General features: G+C 74.1%; 1 protein-coding gene and 1 pseudogene (1 of these 2 running past the window's edge). Both read right to left on the reverse strand.

All coding sequences use genetic code 11. The annotated features are described in order from the left end of the window. A pseudogene (locus ACI2K4_RS25705) lies at window positions 1-10,540 on the reverse strand (type I polyketide synthase); its annotated part reaches 4,004 nt to the left of the window's first position; the annotation flags it as partial. Between the two features lie 169 nt (window positions 10,541-10,709). Further along, window positions 10,710-19,805 (reverse strand): type I polyketide synthase, encoded by a 9,096-nt coding sequence (locus ACI2K4_RS25710; RefSeq protein WP_404514842.1) that lies wholly within the window; start codon window positions 19,803-19,805, stop codon window positions 10,710-10,712. Window positions 19,806-19,936 lie beyond the last annotated feature (131 nt).

Raw genomic sequence — 19,936 nt, forward strand, 5'->3', positions numbered from 1 at the left:
TGATGATCCCGGCCGCACCTGCGGCGGCCTGGGTGTGGCCGAGGTTCGACTTGACCGAACCAAGCCACAACGGCTCACCCGACCGATCCTGACCGTACGTCGCCAGCAACGCCTGCGCCTCGATCGGATCACCCAACGTGGTACCCGTACCGTGCGCCTCCACCGCGTCCACATCTTGCGGACGCAACCCCGCGTTCGCCAACGCCTGCCGGATCACCCGCTGCTGCGACGGACCGTTCGGCGCCGTCAGACCGTTCGACGCACCGTCCTGGTTCACCGCAGTGCCCCGGACGACCGCGAGCACCCGGTGCCCGCGTCGCTGGGCGTCGGATAGCCGCTCGACCAGCAGCATGCCGACACCCTCGCCCCAGCCGGTCCCGTCGGCACCGGCGGCGAAGGACTTGCACCGGCCGTCGGTGGCCAGTCCGCGCTGCCGGGAGAATCCGGTGAAGGTGTCCGGGGTGGCCATCACCGTCACGCCGCCGGCCAGCGCCAGGTCACACTCGCCCGACCGGAGGGCCTGGGCGGCGAGGTGCAGGGCGACCAGCGACGACGAGCAGGCGGTGTCGACGGTGACCGCCGGCCCCTCCAGGCCGAGGGTGTAGGCGATCCGCCCGGAGGCGACGCTGCCGGAGTTGCCGGTGCCGAGGAAACCCTCGACCTCCTCCGGTACGGCGGTCAGCCGGCCGAGGTAGTCGTGGTACATGAGTCCGACGTAGACCCCGGTGCGGGAGCCGCGCAGCCCCAGCGGGTCGACACCGGCACGTTCCAGGGTCTCCCAGGACGATTCAAGCAGCAGTCGTTGCTGCGGGTCCATCGCCATGCCCTCGCGGGGGCTGATCCCGAACAGGCCCGGGTCGAAGTCGGCCGCGTCGTAGAGGAACCCGCCCTCCCTGGCGTACGACGTACCGGGGTGGTCCGGGTCCGGGTGGTAGAGACCGTCGACGTCCCAGCCACGGTCGGTCGGGAACAGCCCGATGCCGTCCCGACCCTCGGCCACCAGTTCCCACAACTCGTCCGGGGTGCTGACACCACCGGGGTAGCGGCACGCCATGCCGACGATCACGATTGGGTCGTCGTCGGCCGCCGCGCCGACCGGGGTCGCCGGGACCGGCGCCGGTGCCGAGCCGGACAGTTCGGCGGTGAGGAACTCGGCGAGAGCGCTGGCGTTCGGGTAATCGAAGATCAACGTCGCGGGCAGCCGCAGTCCGGTGTCGGTGGCGAGCCGGTTGCGCAGCTCGACCGCGGTGAGCGAGTCGAAGCCCAGTTCACGGAAGGCCCGACCGGCCGGGATCGTGTCCGCGTCGGGATAACCGAGCACCGCCGCCGCATGCGTCCGTACGGTGCTCAGCGCCGCCGCGACCCGCTCGGCGTCGTCCAGGGTGGTGAGGTGCCGGGCCAGTGAGGCGCCGCCAGCCTCGACCGACGCCGTTGCCGCGCGTCGCCGTACCGTGGTCCGGACCAGACCGTGCAGCAGCGGCGGAAGGTTCTCGGCTCCGCGCAGCGTGGCGAGGTCGAGTCGGATCGGTACGGCCACCGGGCGGTCCGCCGCCAGGGCGGCGTCGAAGAGCGCGAGACCGGCCGGGGCGTCCAGTGCCCCGTAGCCGGCGCGAGCCATCCGGCGGCGGTCGGTGTCGGAGAGCGCGGCCCCGAGGCCAGCGTCCCACAGCCCCCAGGCCAGCGACGTCGCCGGAATCCCCTCGGCCCGCAACTGGGTCGCGTACGCGTCCAGGAAGGCGTTGGCGGCGGCGTAGTTGGCCTGCCCCGCGTTGCCGAACAGCCCCGACGCCGAGGAGTAGAGGACAAGTGCCCGCAACGGCTTGTCCCTGGTCGCGGCGACGAGGTTGCGCGCGGCGTCCACCTTGGCCCGGAACACGGCGTCGAAGCGCTCGGGGGTCAGATCGGTGAGCAGACCGTCGTCGATCACACCGGCCGCGTGGACCACCGCGCTGACCGGCTCGTCGCGCAGCGCAGCCGCCACGGCGGCGCCGTCGGAGAGGTCACAGGCGACCGACCCCACCCGCGCACCCTCGATGTCGAGACTTCCGCCCGACCGGGAGATCAACACCAGTTTCCGTACGCCGTGGACCCGCACCAGGTGCGCGGCGACCAGACCGGCCAGGGTGCCGCTGGCACCCGTCACCACCACCGTCCCGTCACCGAGGTCGACCGTGCCCGGGGCGTGTAGCCGGGCCAGCCGGGGCACCTTCACCACGCCGTCGACCACCAGCGCCTCCGGCACCGGGTAGAGCGGCGTCTCCGTCGCGGCGTCCACCAGGTGCAACCGGTCCGGGTGTTCCGACTGGGCCACCCGGACCAGGCCCCACAACGCCGCCCCGTCCGGATCGGTCACCACCTCGCCGACGGCACCGGACGTACGCACCACCAACCGCGAGCCGTCCCAGGCGGCGGCCGAGAGCCACACCTGGAGCAGTGACAGCAGTACGGCGACCCGGTCCCGGGCGGCGCCCGGCGCGGTCGCGTCCACCACCAGCACCGGCACCGCCGACGCCGGCAACGGATCACCCAGGGTGATCGACGTCGACGACTCGACGGTCCCGGTCAGCTCCTGCGGCGTCCACTCGACGGTGAACAGCGAGCGGGCCGCCTCGGCGAGTCCGGCCACGGTCTCGTCCACGGTCACCGGGCGGAAGACGAGGCCCTCGATGGTGGCCACCGGCTCACCGGCCGAGTCCACCGCGTCGACCCGGACGCTGTCGCCGTCCAGCCGCAGCCGGGCCCGCAGCAGCTCGGCACCCTCGGCGTGCACGGTCGCCCCGGTGAACGCGAACGGCAGCCGGGTGGCGCCGTCGCCGTCCGGGCCGGCGCTCAGGCCGTGCAGGACCGCGTCGAGCAGGGCCGGGTGGACGCCGAACCGGTCCGGGTCACCCGCCAGCTCGGCTTCCACGTACAGGTCGTCGCCCTGCCGCCAGACCTCGCGCAGGCCCCGGAAGACCGGCCCGTACTCGTATCCGGCGACGGCCAGCCGGTCGTAGAGGTCCTCGGTGGCCAGGCGGGTGGCGCCGACCGGCGGCCAGGCGAACACCTCGGCCGGCGGCGCGGTGCGGCCGACAAATCCGGTGGCGTGCACGGTCCACGGCTCGTCGGTCCCGGAGGTCGGCTCGCCCGGGCGGGAGTGGACGGTGATCGGGCGGCGACCGCTGTCGTCGGGGACGCCGACGCCGATCTGGACGGCGGCGCCCGCCGGGGAGCCGAGCGGGAGTGGCTGCTGGAGCACCAGTTCCTCGACGGTCGGGGCGCCGACCATGGCTCCGGCGGCGAGGGCGAGGTCGAGCAGCGCCGTCCCCGGCACCAGGACGGTGCCGAGGATGGTGTGGTCGGCCAACCAGGGTTGGGCGCGTTGGGTGAGGCGCCCGGTGAGTACGGCCCCGACACCGTCGGCGAGCGGGACCGCCGCTCCCAGCATCGGGTGCTCGGCCAGGCCCAGCCCGAGACTCGCCGGGTCGACCTCGGTCTCGGTCCCGGCCAGCGGCCAGTAGCGCTGCCGCTGGAAGGCGTACGTCGGCAGGTCGGACAGCGAGGTGCCGGCTCCGTCGAGCGCGGCCGCCCAGTCGACCTCGGTACCCCGGGTGAACACGGTCGCCACGCCGGTGAGCAGCGTGCTGACCTCGTCCCGGTCCCGGCGCAGCGTCGGCACGGCGAGCGCGTCCGGCTCGATCGAGCCGACCAGCGCGGTCAGCACGCCGTCCGGCCCGACCTCGAGGAAACGGGTGACGCCCTGGGCGGTGAGCGCGGCGACGGTGTCGGCGAACCGGACCGGCTGCCGAACCTGCTCGACCCAGTAGCCCGGCTCGGTCCAGCGCGACGGACCGGCCGGATCGACCGTCGAGACCGCGGCCACCAGTGGTGTGGTGAAGGTGATCCGGTCGACGACCGTACGGAACTCGGCGAGCATCGGCTCCATCAGCCGGGAGTGGAAGGCGTGGCTCGTACGCAGCCTGCGGGTCTTCCAGCCCCGCTCGGCCACCCGCTCGACGTCGGCGTCGAGCCCCGACACCACCACCGACGCCGGCCCGTTCACCGCCGCGATGTCGACGTCCGGGAACGCCGCGCGTACCTCGGCCTCGGACGCCTGCACCGCCAGCATCGCCCCGCCCGGGGGCAGGGCCTGCATCAACCGACCCCGGGCCGCCACCATGGTCGTGGCGTCGGCCAGGGAGAGGACACCAGCGGCGTACGCGGCGGTGATCTCGCCGATCGAGTGCCCGGCGACGAAGTCGAACGGCACGCCCCAGTGCCGGAGCAGGGCCAGCAGGGCGACCTCGACGGCGAAGAGCGCGGGCTGTGCGTACGCGGTCCGGTCGAGCGCGTCCGGGTCGGCGAAGACGACCAGTCGCAGCGGCTGGTCCAGCAACGGGTCGAAGTACGCGCACACCTCGTCGAACGCGACCGCGAAGACGGGGAAGGCCGCGTACAGTTGCTCGCCCATCGCCAGCCGCTGCGCGCCCTGACCGGTGAAGAGCAGGGCGAGCCGACCGTCGCCGGTCTCGCCGCGCGCCACGGTGTCCCGGCGCCTGAGCGCGCGGAGCAGCTGGGCCCGGTTCGGCGCCAGGTAGACCGACCGGTGCGCGAGCATGGCCCGCACGGCCGTGGTCCGGGCGACGTCGACCAGGTCGGCGTCCGGGTGGGCGTCGAGCCAGTCACGAAGGCGTTCGGTCTGCGCGTCCAGGCCCGCCTCGGTGGCCGAGGCGACGACGATCGGCAGCACCGGGGGTGCGCCACGGCCGCGCGTTCGCTCGTCCTCCGCCTCGGCCGGCGGCTCCTCCAGGATCACGTGGGCGTTGGTGCCGCTGACCCCGAACGCGGACACGCCGACCCGGCGCGGCCGGGAGCCGGCGGGCCAGGGCCGGGCCTCGGTCAGCAACTCGACCGCACCCGCGCTCCAGTCGACCTGCGGGGTCGGCGCGTCGACGTGCAACGTCCGGGGCAACAGACCGTGCCGCATCGCCTGGACCATCTTGATGATCCCGGCCGCACCGGCCGCCGACTGGGTGTGGCCGAGGTTCGACTTGACCGAGCCGAGCCACAACGGCTGCTCCCGGTCCTGACCGTACGTCGCCAGCAACGCCTGCGCCTCGATCGGGTCACCCAGGGTCGTACCCGTACCGTGCGCCTCCACCGCGTCCACGTCCCGCGGACGCAGACCGGCACTCGCCAACGCCTGCCGGATCACCCGCTGCTGCGACGGACCGTTCGGCGCGGTCAGGCCGTTGGAGGCGCCGTCGGAGTTGACCGCGCTGCCGCGTACCACGGCGAGCACCGGACGCGCGGCGGCTCGTGCCGAGGAGAGCCGCTCGACCAGCAGCATGCCGACGCCCTCGGCCCAGCCGGTGCCGTCGGCGGCGGCGGCGAAGGCCTTGCAGCGACCGTCGGTGGCGAGTCCGCGCTGGCGGGAGAACTCGGTGAAGGTGCCCGGGGTGGCCATGATCGTGACGCCGCCGACCAGTGCCATGCCGCACTCGCCCTGCCGGAGCGCCTGGGCGGCGAGGTGCAGGGCGACCAGCGACGACGAGCAGGCGGTGTCGACGGTGACCGCCGGCCCCTCCAGCCCGAACGTGTACGCGATCCGACCGGAGGCGACACTGCCGGCGCTGCCGATGCCGACGTACCCGCTCAGGTCTTCGGTGCTCTCCTCCAACAGGGAGACGTAACCCTGGTGGGTGGTGCCGACGAAGACGCCGACCTGGCGACCACGCAGCGAGTGCGGGTCGACGCCGGCCCGTTCGAAGGTCTCCCACGCCGTCTCCAGCAGGAGCCGCTGCTGCGGGTCCATCGCCAGGGCCTCGCGCGGGCTGATCCCGAACAGGCTCGGGTCGAACTGGTCGGCGCCCCGGACGAACCCGCCGTTGACCGTGTACGACGTACCCGGCCGGTCGGCGTCGGGGTGGTAGAGCTCCTCGACGTCCCAGCCCCGGTCGGTCGGGAACGGGCCGACCGCGTCGACCTCCGCCGCGACCAGGTCCCACAGTTCGTCCGGGGTGGTGACACCCCCGGGGAATCGGCAGGCCATCGCGGTGAGCACGATCGGGTCGTCGTCGGCGGGGGCAGCGGTCGGGGCGGTCACCAGCGGGGCGTCCTCGGTGCCGAAGACCTCCTCCTGCAAGTGACGGGCGAGGTCCAGTGGCGTCGGGTAGTCGAACGCGAGCGTCGGGGAGAGCCGCAGCCCGGTTTCGGTGGCCAGCGCGTTGCGCAGGTCGACCGCCGTCAGCGAGTCGAAGCCGAGTTCACGGAAGGGCCGCTTGACCGCCACCGCCTCGGCGGACGGGTAGCCGAGGACCCGGGCGGCGTGACCCCGTACCAGGTCGACCAGCGCGGTCTCGCGCTGCGCGGCGGGGAGCGCGGCCAGCCGCGAGCGCCAGCCGGTCTCGACCACCGGCTCCACGGCGGCCAGAGCCGCGACCTCCGGCAGGTCCTCCAACAGCGGGCGGCGGCGGGCGGCGGCGAACGTCTCGGCGAAGGACGCCCAGTCGACGTCGGCGACGGTGAGCAGCGGTGAACGCCCGGTGACGGCCTGTTGGAGGATGTCGACCGCCAGTTCGGGGGCGATCGAGGCCAGGCCGCGCCGGCTGAGCGAGTCGCCGGTGTCGCCCTCGGCCATGCCCGGTCCGGACCACGGGCCCCAGGCCAACGACGTGCCGGCCAGGCCACGGGCGCGCCGCCGCTGGGCCAGGGCGTCCAGCCCGGCGTTCGCGGCGGCGTAGGCGCCGCCCCAGCCGCTGCCCCAGGTGGCGGCGATCGAGGAGAAGAGGACGAACGCGTCCAGGTCGGTGTCGCCGAGGAGGTCGTCGAGATGGAGTGCACCGGTGGTCTTGCCGGCCAGCACCCGCGCGAGGGCGGCGGGGTCGAGATCGGCCAGGGGCGCGCTGTGTGAGATGCCGGCGGCGTGCACGACGCCGGTCAGCGGGGCCCGTGGATCGGCGGTGGCCTGGTCGACCAGGGCCGCTACCGCCTCCCGGTCGGCCAGGTCGGCGGCGACGACCGTGACCCGGGCGCCTGCCGCGCGGATCTCGTCGGCCAGGTCCCGCGCGCCCGGGGCCTCCGGCCCGCGCCGGCTGGCGAGTACGAGGTGCTCGGCGCCGTTCGCGGCGGCCCAGCGGGCGACGTGGCCGCCGAGCGCACCGGTGCCGCCGGTGACCAGTACGGTGCCGCGTGGCCGCCAGCCCTCGTCGGGGGTCGCCGGGGCGTGCTCCAGCCGACGTACGAACAGCCCCGAGGGGCGGATCGCGATCTGGTCCTCGGCGTCGAGTGCGCCGGAGAGGACCGTGGTGAGCCGGTCGGCGGCGCGCGGGTCGAGGATTTCGGGGAGGTCCAGCAGGCCACCCCAGCGGTCCGGGTACTCCAGGCCGACAACCCGGCCCAGGCCCCACACCTCGGCCTGGGTGATGTCGGACCGGTCGCCGGGGACGGCGACGACCGCACCCCGGCTGACGATCCACAGCGGGCCGGTGACGGCGGCGTCCTCGACGGCCTGGGCGATCGCGAGCGTTCCGGACAGGGCCGCCGGACCGCCCGCGTCGTCGGTGTCACCGTCGAGCGCGTGGAGCGCGACCACCCCGGCGATGTCGGCCTGGTCGCGGAGCCGGGCCGTGAGCGTGGCCCGGTCGGCTGCGGCGATCATCGCGACCTTGGCGCCGGCCCGGGTGAGGACGTCCTCGACGCCGTACGGGTCGGCGGTCGCGACCAGCACCCAGGTGCCGTTCAGCGCCCGGGTCGGCGGGTCGGGCAGCCCCGTCCAGGTCTCCCGGTAACGCCAGCCGTCGACCCTGTCGCGCCGCTGCTTGCGGCGGTGCCAGGAGGAGAGCGCCGGGACGAGGGTGTCGAGTGCCTCCCGGTGTGCTTCGGCGTCGATGCGCAGTTCCTGCGCGACGGTGCTGAGGTCGGCGGAGTCGATCGCGGCCCAGAACCCGGCGTCCACGCCGGTCGGGGCGACCGCGTCGCGGGGGGTGGGGCGCAGCCAGTACCGCTGGTGGGTGAAGGGGTAGGTGGGCAGGTCGACCGGTCGGGCGTCGGTGCCGTCGAACAGCGACCGCCAGTCCACGTACTGGCCCTGGACGAACAACTCGCCCAACGCGGTCAACAACGTCGCCGACTCGTCCCGGTCACGACGCAACGCCGCCACCGCCACCACGTCCGGGGTCACGGCACCGACCAGAGCGGTGAGCACATTGTCCGGACCGAGCTCGAAGACCCGCTCGGTCCCCAGGGCGGCGGCCGCGTCGGCGAACCGGACCGGCTGACGAACCTGCCGCACCCAGTACTCCGGATCGGTCCACTCCCCCGGCGCTACCGCCGCGCCGGTCACGGTGGAAACAGCCGCCAGCACCGGTTCGGCAAACGTCAGGGTCCGCACGACGGCACGGAAGTCCGCGAGCATCGGCTCCATCAACCGCGAGTGGAACGCGTGACTCGTCCGCAACCGCGACGTCTTCCACCCCCGCTCCGCAGCCAGCCCCACCACCCGCTCGACGTCACCCTCGTCCCCCGACACCACCACCGCGTCCGGACCATTCACCGCCGCGACGTCAACATCCGGGAACGCCTCCCGAACCTCGGCCTCAGAGGCACGCACCGCGAGCATCGCCCCACCAGCCGGCAACGCCTGCATCAACCGACCCCGAGCAGCAACCAACACGGCAGCATCCGGCAGGGACAACACCCCAGCCGCATACGCAGCGGTGATCTCACCAACCGAATGACCCGCCACCACATCCGGGTTCACACCCCAAGAGCGAACCAACGCCAACAACGCCACCTCAACCGCGAAAATCGCCGGCTGCGCCCAACCCGTCTGATCCACCACCGCCTCATCCGGCACCGGCAAACCCAACAACCCACCAACCTCGTCGTACGCCGCCGCAAAAACCGGAAACGCCTCGTACAACCCCCGACCCATAGCCAACCGCTGCGAACCCTGACCCGTGAACACCACCGCCAACCGGCCCTCGGCCGCCACACCCCGAACCACCACATCACCCAGGAGCACCGCCCGCCGCTCCAACACCGCCCGCGACGTCAACGCCGAACCCACATCCAACGAGCCCGCCGCCACACCCCGCACGCGCTGGATCTGCGCCTCCAGCGAGGTCGCGGATCGCGCCGTCACGACCAGCGGCACCACCGGCAACGTCACCGCCGGCACCACCGAGCGCTCCACCGGCACCACCACCGGCGCCTGCTCCAGAATCACGTGCGCGTTCGTCCCGCTGATCCCGAACGACGACACCGCGGCCCGACGCGGCCGATCCACCGCCGGCCACTCCCGAGCCGACGTCAACAACTCCACCGCACCCGACGACCAGTCCACCTGCGGCGACGGAGCATCCACGTGCAGGGTCCGGGGCAGTTCGGCGTGGCGCAGGGCCAGCACGGTCTTGATGACACCACCGACGCCGGCCGCCGCCTGCGCGTGGCCGATGTTCGACTTGAGCGAGCCCAGCAGGAGCGGCCGTTCCCGGTTCTGGCCGTACGTCGCCAGCAGTGCCTGCGCCTCGATCGGGTCACCGAGCCGGGTCCCCGTACCGTGTGCCTCCACCGCGTCCACGTCGGCGGGTGACAGCCCCGCCGACGCCAGGGCCTGCAGGATGACCCGCTGCTGGGCGCCACCGTTCGGCGCGGTCAGTCCGTTGGACGCACCGTCGGAGTTGACCGCGCTGCCCCGCACGACCGCCAGCACGGGGTGGCCGAGTCGTTGGGCGTCCGAGAGCCGCTCGACCAGCAGCAGTCCGACCCCCTCGGACCAGCCGGTGCCGTCGGCGGCGGCGGCGAACGACTTGCACCGGCCGTCGGGCGCGAGGCCGCCCTGCTTGGTGAACTCGCCGAACGAGTCCGGGGTCGACATGACCGCCACCCCACCGGTGAGCGCGATCGAGCACTCCCGGCTGCGCAGGGCGCGGCAGGCCATGTGCAGCGCGACCAGCGAGGAGGAGCATGCGGTGTCGATGGTGACGGCCGGACCTTCGAACCCGAACGTGTACGCGAGCCGGCCGGAGAGGACCGCCGGGGCGGTCCCGGTGAGCAGGTGGCCGAGGACCCCGTCGGGCAGGTCTTCGGCGTAGGAGCTGTAACCGAGGTAGCTGCCGCCGACAAAGACGCCGGCCGGCGTACCGCGCAGGGTGGCCGGGTCGAGACCGGCCCGTTCGAAGGTCTCCCAGGCCACCTCCAGCAGGACTCGCTGCTGTGGGTCCATGGCCAGCGCCTCACGTGGGCTGATCCCGAAGAACGCCGGGTCGAAGTCACCGGCGTCGTAGAGGAACCCACCGGGTACGTCCATCCCGGTCGAACCCGGCTCGTACCAGGTCTCCCAGCCCCGGTCGGTGGGGAACGCCGAGATCGCGTCGGTGCCCTCGGTGACCAGTCGCCAGAGGTCGTCGGGCGAGGAGACACCGCCCGGGAACCGGCAGCCCATCGCCACGACGGCGATCGGCTCCTGCTCGGCGGCTTCCAGTTCGGTGAGGCGGTGGCGGGTCTGGGCCAGGTCCGCGGTCACCCACTTGAGGTAGTCGCGGAGGGTTTCCTCAGTCGCCATTGCGCTCCACCTCTGCGGATGACCGATCGCACGCCGAAATGACGACGTCCGAATTCGAAGGCCGTTTCCCCGGAATGGTGAGAATCCACCAGCCCGAGGCTGAGGCTAGGAGCGCCGGATCGACGCCCGGAACCCCTAGCGCTCCCCTAGGAAGGGCGCCTGATCAGGCCCGTCCCAGCTGCGTGTCGATGAACTTCAGCAGCTCGTCGTCGGAGTCGCCGTCCGGCGTACCGGCCATGGGTGCGGGTGCCGGAGGGCTTCCCGCTTCCAGTGCGGACAACAGCGAGCGCAGCTTGATCCGCAGTTTGGTGCCGGTGATCGCGTCCGGTACGGAGCCGGCGAGCCGCCGTTCTATCTCGTCGAGTTCGTCGAGTACCGAACGCGAATTGTTCGGAACCATTTGGTCGAGCAGGTACGTCGCGAGTGCGGCCGGGGTGGGGTGGTCGAATACCAGCGTCGCCGGGCACCGCAGTCCGGTCGACGCGTTCACCCGGTTGCGCAACTCGACGGCGGTGACCGAGTCGAACCCGATCTCCCGGAACGCCCGGCCGGGCGGGATCTTCTCCGTGCCGGGGAAGCCGAGCACGGCCGCGATGTGACCGCGCAGCAGGTCGACCAGTTCGCCGTTCGCCTCCTCCGCCGGTAGGGCGGCGAGGCGGGTCCGCAGCGCGGCGGCGGCGTCGGTCTCCTCGACCTGCTCCGCGCCGGCCGGATCGGCGGCTTCCAGCTCGGCGAAGAAGCGGCCGGGCCGGGCCAGGCCGAACGCCGGCAGGAACCGGGCCCAGTCGACGTCGGCGGCGACCAGGTTCGGCAGCGCGGTGGCCAGTTCGGCCACGGCCCGGCCCGGGTCGAGCGGGCGGATGCCGAGCCGGAGCAGCGAACCGTCGGCGGCGGCCCGCGCGGCGATCCCGCCGCCCGCCCAGGGGGACCAGGCGATGGCGGTGGCCGGCCGGCCCTGGGCGCGGCGCCAACCGGCGAACGCGTCGAGGAAGGCGTCGGCGGCGGCGTAGGCGGGGTGGCGCGCGGTGCCCCAGACCCCGGCCACGGAGGAGAAGACCACGAAGGCGTCCAGTTCGACGTCGGCCAGGAACTCGTCCAGCAGGAGCGCGCCGGTGACCCGGGCGCCCGTCACGGCGGCGATCTCGGCCGGTGTCAGGTCGGCGACCGACGTGTCCTGGGCGACACCGGCCGCGTGCACGACCGCGCTGAGATCGGTCGGGAGGCCGGCGACGAGCGCGGCCACCTGGTCCCGGTCGGTGAGGTCACAGGTGACGAGGGTGACGTGGGTGCCGAGGTCGGCCAACTCGGCCCGGAGCGCCTCGGTGGCGTCCGGACCACGGCGGCCGGCCAGGACCAGGCCGGTCGCACCGTTGCGGGCGGCCCACCGGGCGACGTGGCCGCCGAGCGCCCCGGTGCCGCCGGTGATCAGCACGGTTCCGCGCGGGCGCCAGCCGCCGGCCGGCGCGGTCGCGGGCCGCAGACGCCGCCCCCACGCCTGCCCGTCCCGGAGTACGAGCTGGTCCTCTCCGCCGGCACCGCCCAGCACCCCGGCGAGTCCGTCAGCGCCGGCGCCGGGCAGGTCGACCAGTCCGCCCCAGCGCTCGGGGTGTTCGAGCGCGGCGACCCGGCCGAGACCCCAGACCTGTGCCTGCGCGAGGCTGCGCACCGGCTCGCCGCCGACCTCGACGGCGCCGCTGGTGACGATCCAGAGTGGGGCGTCGACCCCGTCCAGCGCCCGCACCAGCGTGACGGTGTCGGCGAGACCACGGGGTACGCCCGGGTACTCCGGGTGTGGACGTTCGTCGAGCGCCAGGAGCGACACGACGCCCGCGTACCGGCCCGGCGGCAGCTCGTTGACGTCGGCGGTGAGCACCTCCGCCCCGGCCGACGCCAGTTGCCCGGTCACCGCCCGTACCACCGGGTTGTCGCCGGCCGGTGTGACGACCAGCCAGCGGCCGTCGAGCCGGGCCGCGCCCAGCGGCACCGGCGCCCAACCGACGGTGTAGCGCAGGCCCGCGCCCACGGCGGGCAGGGGCTCGCCGGCGTCGCTCGGCGAGAGCCAGTACCGGCGGTGCTGGAACGGGTACGTCGGCGCGTCCGGCAGCCGGCGGCCACCGGCCAACCACGGCGTCCAGTCGACGTCGACGCCGTGCACCCAGGCGAGCGCGAGGGCGCGGATCTGCCCGGCCGGGCCGTCCTCGCCACGGCGCAGCGTGCCCCACACCGCCGTCTCGGGGGCGCACTGTTCGAGCGCGAGGGTGAGCACCGGGTGTCCGGAGATCTCCGCGAACAGCCGGAACCCGTTGCCGGCCAGTTCCTGGACGACCGGGGCGAATCGCACCCGCTCCCGCAGGTTCGCCCACCAGTAGCCGGCGTCCACCGCCTCGGTGACCGGCGCCCCGGTCACGGTCGAGTACCAGGGGATGGTCGGCACCGCCCCCCGGATTCCCGCCAGCGCGGCGAGTACGTCACCACGGACCGGCTCCACCTGCGGGGAGTGCGACGCGTACCCGACCTCGACCAGTCGCGCCCGGGTGCCGTTCCGCTCGCACCAGGCCACGAATCCCTCGATCGCCGGCCGCTGCCCGGCCACCACCACCTGGCTCGGGGAGTTGACGGTGGCGAGGGTCAGCCCCGCCCACTCCGGCCCGGTCAGCCAGGCGGTGACCTCGTCCGGGCCGGCGCCGACCGACGCCATGCCGCCGGTGCCGTCCAGCTCCACCAGGGCCCGTGACCGTGCCGCCACCACCCGGGCGCCGTCCTGGACCGACAGTGCGCCGGCCACCACCGCGGCGACCACCTCGCCCTGCGAGTGTCCGACCACGGCCGATGGTTTCACCCCGTACGACGCCCACCAGGCCGTCAACGCCACGCCGACGGCCCAGAGCACCGGCTGCACGACCTCGACCCGGTCGAGCCACCGCTCGTCGGAGTGCAGCACCTGCTCGACGGAGAAGTCGACGTACGGCCGCAGCGCCTCGTCGCACTCCCGCAGCCGGTCGGCGAACGCCGGTGAGCCCGTCAACCCGGCGGCCATGTGCAGCCACTGGCCGCCCTGACCCGGGTAGACAAAGACGACATCCTCGCCGGTGACCGTGCCGGAGACCGGCGCCAGACCGGCCACGGCCGCCGCCAGGCCGTCGGCGTCCCAGACCACGGCCCGCTCGGCCAGCCGGGCCCGGGTCGCCAGCGTCGCGCCGACGTCGAGCGGGTCGGCGCCACCGGCCAGGTGGTCCCGTACCACGGTGGCCTGTGCCCGCAGCCCGGCGTCGTCGGCGGCGGAGAGCAGCAGTGGCACCGACCCGACGGCCGGCGCGGGCTGCCGTGGTTGCGCCGGGGCGGGCTCGTCCGGGGCCTGCTCGACGATTACGTGGGAGTTGGTGCCGCTCACGCCGAACGCGGACACCCCGGCGCGGCGCGGCCGTCCGGTCGCCGGCCAGGGCCGGGCCTCGGTGAGCAGTTCGACCCCGCCCAGCGCCCAGTCCACGTGCGGGGACGGCTCGTCGACGTGCAACGTCTTCGGCAGCAGGCCGTGCCGGATCGCCTGCACCATCTTGATCAGTCCGGCCATGCCGGCCGCCGCCTGGGTGTGCCCGAGGTTCGACTTCACCGAACCGAGCCAGACCGGCTCACCGTCACGGCCGCTGCCGTACGTGGCCAGCAGCGCGTTGGCCTCGATCGGGTCGCCGAGCGTGGTGCCGGTGCCGTGTGCCTCCACGGCGTCGATGTCGGCGGGGTCGAGCCGCGCGTTCGCCAGCGCCTGCCGGATCACCTTCTGCTGCGATGGCCCGCTCGGAGCGGTGAGCCCGTTGGAGGCGCCGTCCTGGTTGACCGCGCTGCCGCGTACCACGGCGAGCACCGGGCGTCCGGCCCGGCGGGCGTCCGAGAGTCGTTCCACCACGAGCACGCCGACGCCTTCGGACCAGCCGGTGCCGTCGGCGGCGGCGGCGAAGGACTTGCACCGCCCGTCGGCGGCCAGGCCGCCCTTGCGGCTGAACTCCACGAACGGGCCGGGTGTGGACATCACCGTGACCCCACCGACCAGGGCCAGGTCGCACTCTCCCTGCCGCAGTGCCTGCGCGGCCAGGTGCAACGCGACCAGCGACGACGAGCACCCGGTGTCGACGGTCATCGCGGGTCCCTCGAGACCGAAGGTGTACGAGATCCGCCCGGACAACACGCTGGCCGCGTTTCCGGTGCCCAGGTGACCTTCCAGCTCGCTGGGGAAGACGCCCAACGACCACAGGTAGTCCGAGCCGTTGGTGCCGGCGAACATGCCGGTGCGGCTGCCGCGCAGGCCGAGCGGGTCCAGACCGGCCCGTTCCAGGGCTTCCCAGGAGCATTCCAGCAGCAGCCGCTGCTGCGGGTCCATGGCGACGGCCTCACGGGGGGTGATCCCGAACAGTCGCGCGTCGAAGCCGGCGACGTCGTCGAGAAAGCCGCCTTCGCTGGTGTAGGTGGTGCCGCGTACCGACGAGTCGGCGTTGACCAGGTCACCGAGGTACCAGCCCCGGTCGGTGGGGAACGGCGACATGGCGTCGACCCCGTCGGCCACCAGCCGCCACAGGTCCTCCGGCGAGCCGACACCACCGGGGAACCGGCAGCTCATCGCGGTGATCGCGATCGGTTCGTCCAGCGTCGCGACGCTGCCGGTGACGGTCACGGTCGCCGCCGGGACGGCGGGGGCGCCGACCCGGGCGAGCAGGTACGCGGCGAGGGCGGCGGCGTTCGGCTGGTCGAACACGATGGTGGCCGGTAGCGGCACCCCACTCTCGGCCCGCAGCCGGTTGCGTAGGTCGATCGCGGTCAGCGAGTCGAAGCCCAGCTCCCGGAAGGGCCGGCGGGGAGCGATGTCGTCGCTCGACGAATGGCCGAGTACGGCGGCGGCGCTGGCCCGGACGAACTCGACGACAACCCGCTCCCGCTCCGCCACGGGCAGCCCGGCCAGCCGGGCGGCGAGACCGGTTCCGTCACCGACCGGCTCGGCCGACCGCGCCAGCGCGTCCCGTACGGCGGGGATGTCGCCGATCAGCGGCCGGGGGCGCTCGGCGGTGAACAGTTCGGTGAAGCGCGGCCAGTCGACGTCGACGACGCAGATCGTCGTGTCGTCCTGGGCGACTGCGCGACGCAGTGCCTCGATCGCCGGCCCGGGTGGCATCGCGACGATGCCGCGACGGCGCAGCATCGCCCCGACCTCGGCCGAGGCCATGCCGGACTCGGCCCACGAGCCCCAGGCGATCGCGGTCATCGTGCCGCCGCGAGCCCGACGCTGCTCGGCGAGCGCGTCCAGGGCGGCGTTCGCGACCGCGTACGCCGCGTGTGACTGACTGCCCCAGACGCCCGAGAGCGAGGAGAAGGTGACAAACGCGTCCACGTCACCGACCAGGGCGTCGAGGTGCACCGCACCGGCGACCTTCCCGGCGAGCAGGCGTTGCACGAGTGCCACGTCGGTCTCGTCGAACGGTACGTTCGCGCCCACCCCGGCGGCGTGTACGACGGCGTCGACCGGGCCGACGGTCGCCAGCAGCGCCTCGACCGAGCTCCGGTCGGCCAGGTCGCACGCGACGATCTCCACCTCGGCGCCGGCACCGGCCAGTTCGTCGCGCAGCCGGTCGGCGCCGGGGGCGTCGGAACCGCGCCGGCTGGTCAGCACCAGCCGCTCGGCGCCGTTCGCGGCGGCCCAGCGGGCGACCCGGGCGCCGAGTGCGCCGGTACCACCGGTGACCAGGACCGTGCCGCGCGGCGACCAACCCTCGCCGCCCCGGCGGGCCGGGGCCGGGGTGACCCGGCGGGCCCAGAGCCCGCCCGCGCGGATCGCCACCTGGTCCTCGGCGCCGAGCGCCCCGGCGAGGACGGTGGCGAGGGTTTGCGTGGCGTGCGCGTCCACCGTCTCGGGCAGGTCGACCAGCCCACCCCAGCGGCGCGGCAGCTCCAGCCCGGCGATCCGGCCCAGGCCCCAGACCTGGGCCTGGGCGAGGCTGCGCGGGGCGCCGTCGACGCCGACCGCGCCCCGGGTGAGGACCCACACCGGGGCGTCGAGCCCGGCGTCGCCGAGCGCCTGGATCAGCGTCAGCGAACCGGCGACCGCCCGTGCGACCAGGGGATGTTCCGGCATCGGCCGCTCGTCGAGGGCGAGCAGTGACACCACCCCCGCGTACGGTCCGGCGGGCAGGGCGGCGGCCAGTGCGGACCGGTCGGTGGCGGCGTCGACGACCAGTACGTCGAAGTCGGGGAACAGGTCGGGGGTGTCGACGCCGTCGGGGCGTACGAGCAGCCACCGCCCCTCCGGCCGCGCCGGTACGGGAACCGGCAGGGGTGCCCAGCCGACCGCGTACCGCCAGCCGTCGATCGTGGACGTCAACGTCCTACGGGTCCGCCACGACGTCAGACCGTCGAGCACCGGTTCGACGACGTCGGCGGTGAGGCCGAGTTCGTCGGCGAGGGATTCGGCGCCGGCCTCGACGGCGGTCCAGAACTCCGGGTCAGCGCCCTGGTCGCGGCGCTGCTCCTCCGGGGTCAACCAGTAGCGGCGGCGCTGGAACGGGTAGGTCGGGAGTTCGGGGAGCCAGCGGGTGTCGGCGAACCACGGCGCCCAGTCGATCGGGACACCTCGGGTCCAGGCGTCGCCGAGGGCACGGATCTGCCCGGCCGGGCCGTCCTCGCCACGGCGCAGCGTGCCCCAGACCCCCGCGTCCGGGGCGCACTGTTCCAGCGCCACGGTCAGCACCGGGTGACCGGAGACCTCGGCGAACAGTTGGAATCCCGCCTCGGCCAGGCTCTGGATCACCGGCGCGAACCGTACCCGCTCGCGCAGGTTGGCCCACCAGTAGCCGGCGTCGACCGGTTCGGTGACCCGCTGTCCGGTGACGGTCGAGAACCAGGGGATGCGTGGCGTCGTGCCGCGTACGTCGGCCACGCCGTCGAGGACGGCGTCGCGTACCTGGTCGACCTGGGGCGAGTGGGACGCGTACCGGACCTCGACCAGCCGGGCCCGTACCCCCTGCTCCTCGCACCACGGGCCGAACGCCTCCAGCCGGGGCCGGGGGCCGGCGACGACGACCTGCGCCGGGCCGTTGACGGTGGCCACGACGAGGTCGGACCAGTCCGGTCGGCCGGACTCGGGCGCCGGGGCCAGCCAGCGCTCGACGTCGGCGGCGGGGGCGTTCACCGAGAGCATGCCGCCGTCGCCGGTGAGACCGATCAGCGCCTGGGAGCGGACCGCGACCACGCGGGCGCCGTCGGCGACGCTGAGCGCGCCGGCCACCGTGGCCGCGACAACCTCGCCCTGCGAGTGGCCGACCACCGCGGCCGGGACCAGGCCGTGCGACTCCCACCAGGCGGTGAGGGCCACCCCCACCGCCCAGAGCACCGGTTGGACGACCTCCACCCGGGTCAGCCAGTCGTCCGCACCCCGCAGGACGGCTTCCACCGAGAACCCGACGTGTGGGCGCAGCGCCTCGTCGCACTCCCGCAGGCGGTCGACGAACGCCGGTGTCTCCAGCAGCCCGACCGCCATGTTCAGCCACTGGCCGCCCTGCCCTGGGTAGACAAAGACCACCTCGGAGGCGTCCAGGGCGGCGTCGGAGACGGCTCCGGACTCGATCCGGGTCAGGCTCTCCAGGTCCCAGGCCACGGCACGGGTGGGCAGCGCGGCCCGCCGGGCCAGGGTCGCGCCCACCTCGCCCGCCGCCGCACCCGCCAGGGCATCGCGTACGGAGACCGCCTGCGCCCGCAGCGCCGCCGGCCCGGCACCGGAGAGCAGCAACGGAACCGGCCCGACACCGGTCACCCGGTCGGGCCCACCGACCGACTCACCGGAGTCCCCGACCGGCTGGTGCTCACCGGGGTTTCCGGCCGGCTGGTCGGGCTCGCCGACCGGATCGCCCTGTTCGAGGATGACGTGCGCGTTGGTGCCGCTCATGCCGAACGACGACACCGCCGAGCGGCGCGGACGGTCCACCGCCGGCCAGGCCCGTGCCTCGGTGAGCAGTTCGACCGCGCCGGAACCCCAGTCGACCTTCGGGGTCGGCTCGTCGACGTGCAGGGTCTTGGGCAGCAGCCCGTACCGCATGGCCAGAACCATCTTGATGATGCCGCCGACGCCCGCCGCGGCCTGGGTGTGCCCGATGTTCGACTTGAACGAGCCCAGCCAGAGCGGCCGGTCCCGGTCCTGGCCGTACGTGGCGAGCAGCGCCTGCGCCTCGATCGGGTCGCCGAGCGTGGTGCCGGTGCCGTGCGCCTCGACCGCGTCCACCTCCTGCGCCGTCAGGCCCGCGTTGGTCAGCGCGGCCCGGATGACCCGTCGCTGGGACGGTCCGTTGGGGGCGGTCAGGCCGTTGGAGGCGCCGTCGGAGTTGACCGCGGTGCCCCGTACCACGGCCAGCACCGGACGTCCGGCCGCCCGGGCCGAGGAGAGCCGCTCGACCAGCAGCACCCCGGCGCCCTCGCCCCAGCCGGTCCCGTCGGCCGCCGCGGCGAACGACTTGCAGCGGCCGTCACCGGCCAGCCCGCGCTGCCGGGAGAACTCCAGGAAGGTGCCCGGGGTCGACATCACCAGCACACCGGCGACCAGCGCCTGGTCACACTCGCCCGAGCGGAGGGCCTGCGCCGCGAGGTGCAACGCCACCAGCGACGACGAGCAGGCGGTGTCCACGGTGACCGCCGGACCCTCCAACCCGAACGTGTACGCCAACCGACCGGAGAGCACGCTCGACGCGTTCCCGGTGCCCAGGTGCCCCTCCAACTCGCCCGGGTGGTCGCCGAGCAGGCCGAGGTAGTCCTGGTCGTTGCTACCGGTGAAGACCCCGGTACGGGCACCGCGCTGACCCAGCGGGTCCATGCCGGCACGCTCGAACGTCTCCCACGCGCACTCCAGCAGGAGCCGCTGTTGCGGGTCCATCGCCCTGGCCTCGCGCGGGCTGATCCCGAACAGTGACGCGTCGAAGTCACCGACGTCGTAGAGGAAGCCGCCGGCCCGGGCGAACGAGGTGCCGGACGCGTCCGGGTCGTCGCTGAACAGGGTGGTGAGGTCCCAGCCCCGGTCGGTCGGGAAGGTGCCGACCGCGTCCCGGCCGTCGGCGACCAGCCGCCAGAGGTCGTCCGGGCCGCGTACGCCGCCGGGGTAGCGGCAGGCCATCGCGACGATGGCGATCGGCTCGCTGGCCCGCGCACTCGCCTCCTGCTCGCGTCGGCGGAGCCGGTCGGTCTCCTTCAACGCGCTGCGCAGGGCCTCGACGAGCTTCTCGTCCGGCTGGGTCATCGTTCACTCCGCTCGTCGGGCCGGGTCAGTGGCCGGCTGGCGTTGGATCGGCCGGGTCGTGCACTCGCCGCGCCCACGTCCGGGGCGGCGGCGCGGACTCACTCAGCCCGCGTCCGGGGCGGCGTCAGGGC

The organism is Micromonospora sp. NPDC050397, from assembly GCF_044901685.1.
In the GTDB taxonomy this organism is placed as follows: domain Bacteria; phylum Actinomycetota; class Actinomycetes; order Mycobacteriales; family Micromonosporaceae; genus Micromonospora_G.

Coding starts and splice junctions, on each gene's coding strand:
- ACI2K4_RS25710 (WP_404514842.1), bottom strand. CDS start 19,805: ATGACCCAGCCGGACGAGAAGCTCGTCGAGGCCCTGCGCAGCGCGTTG.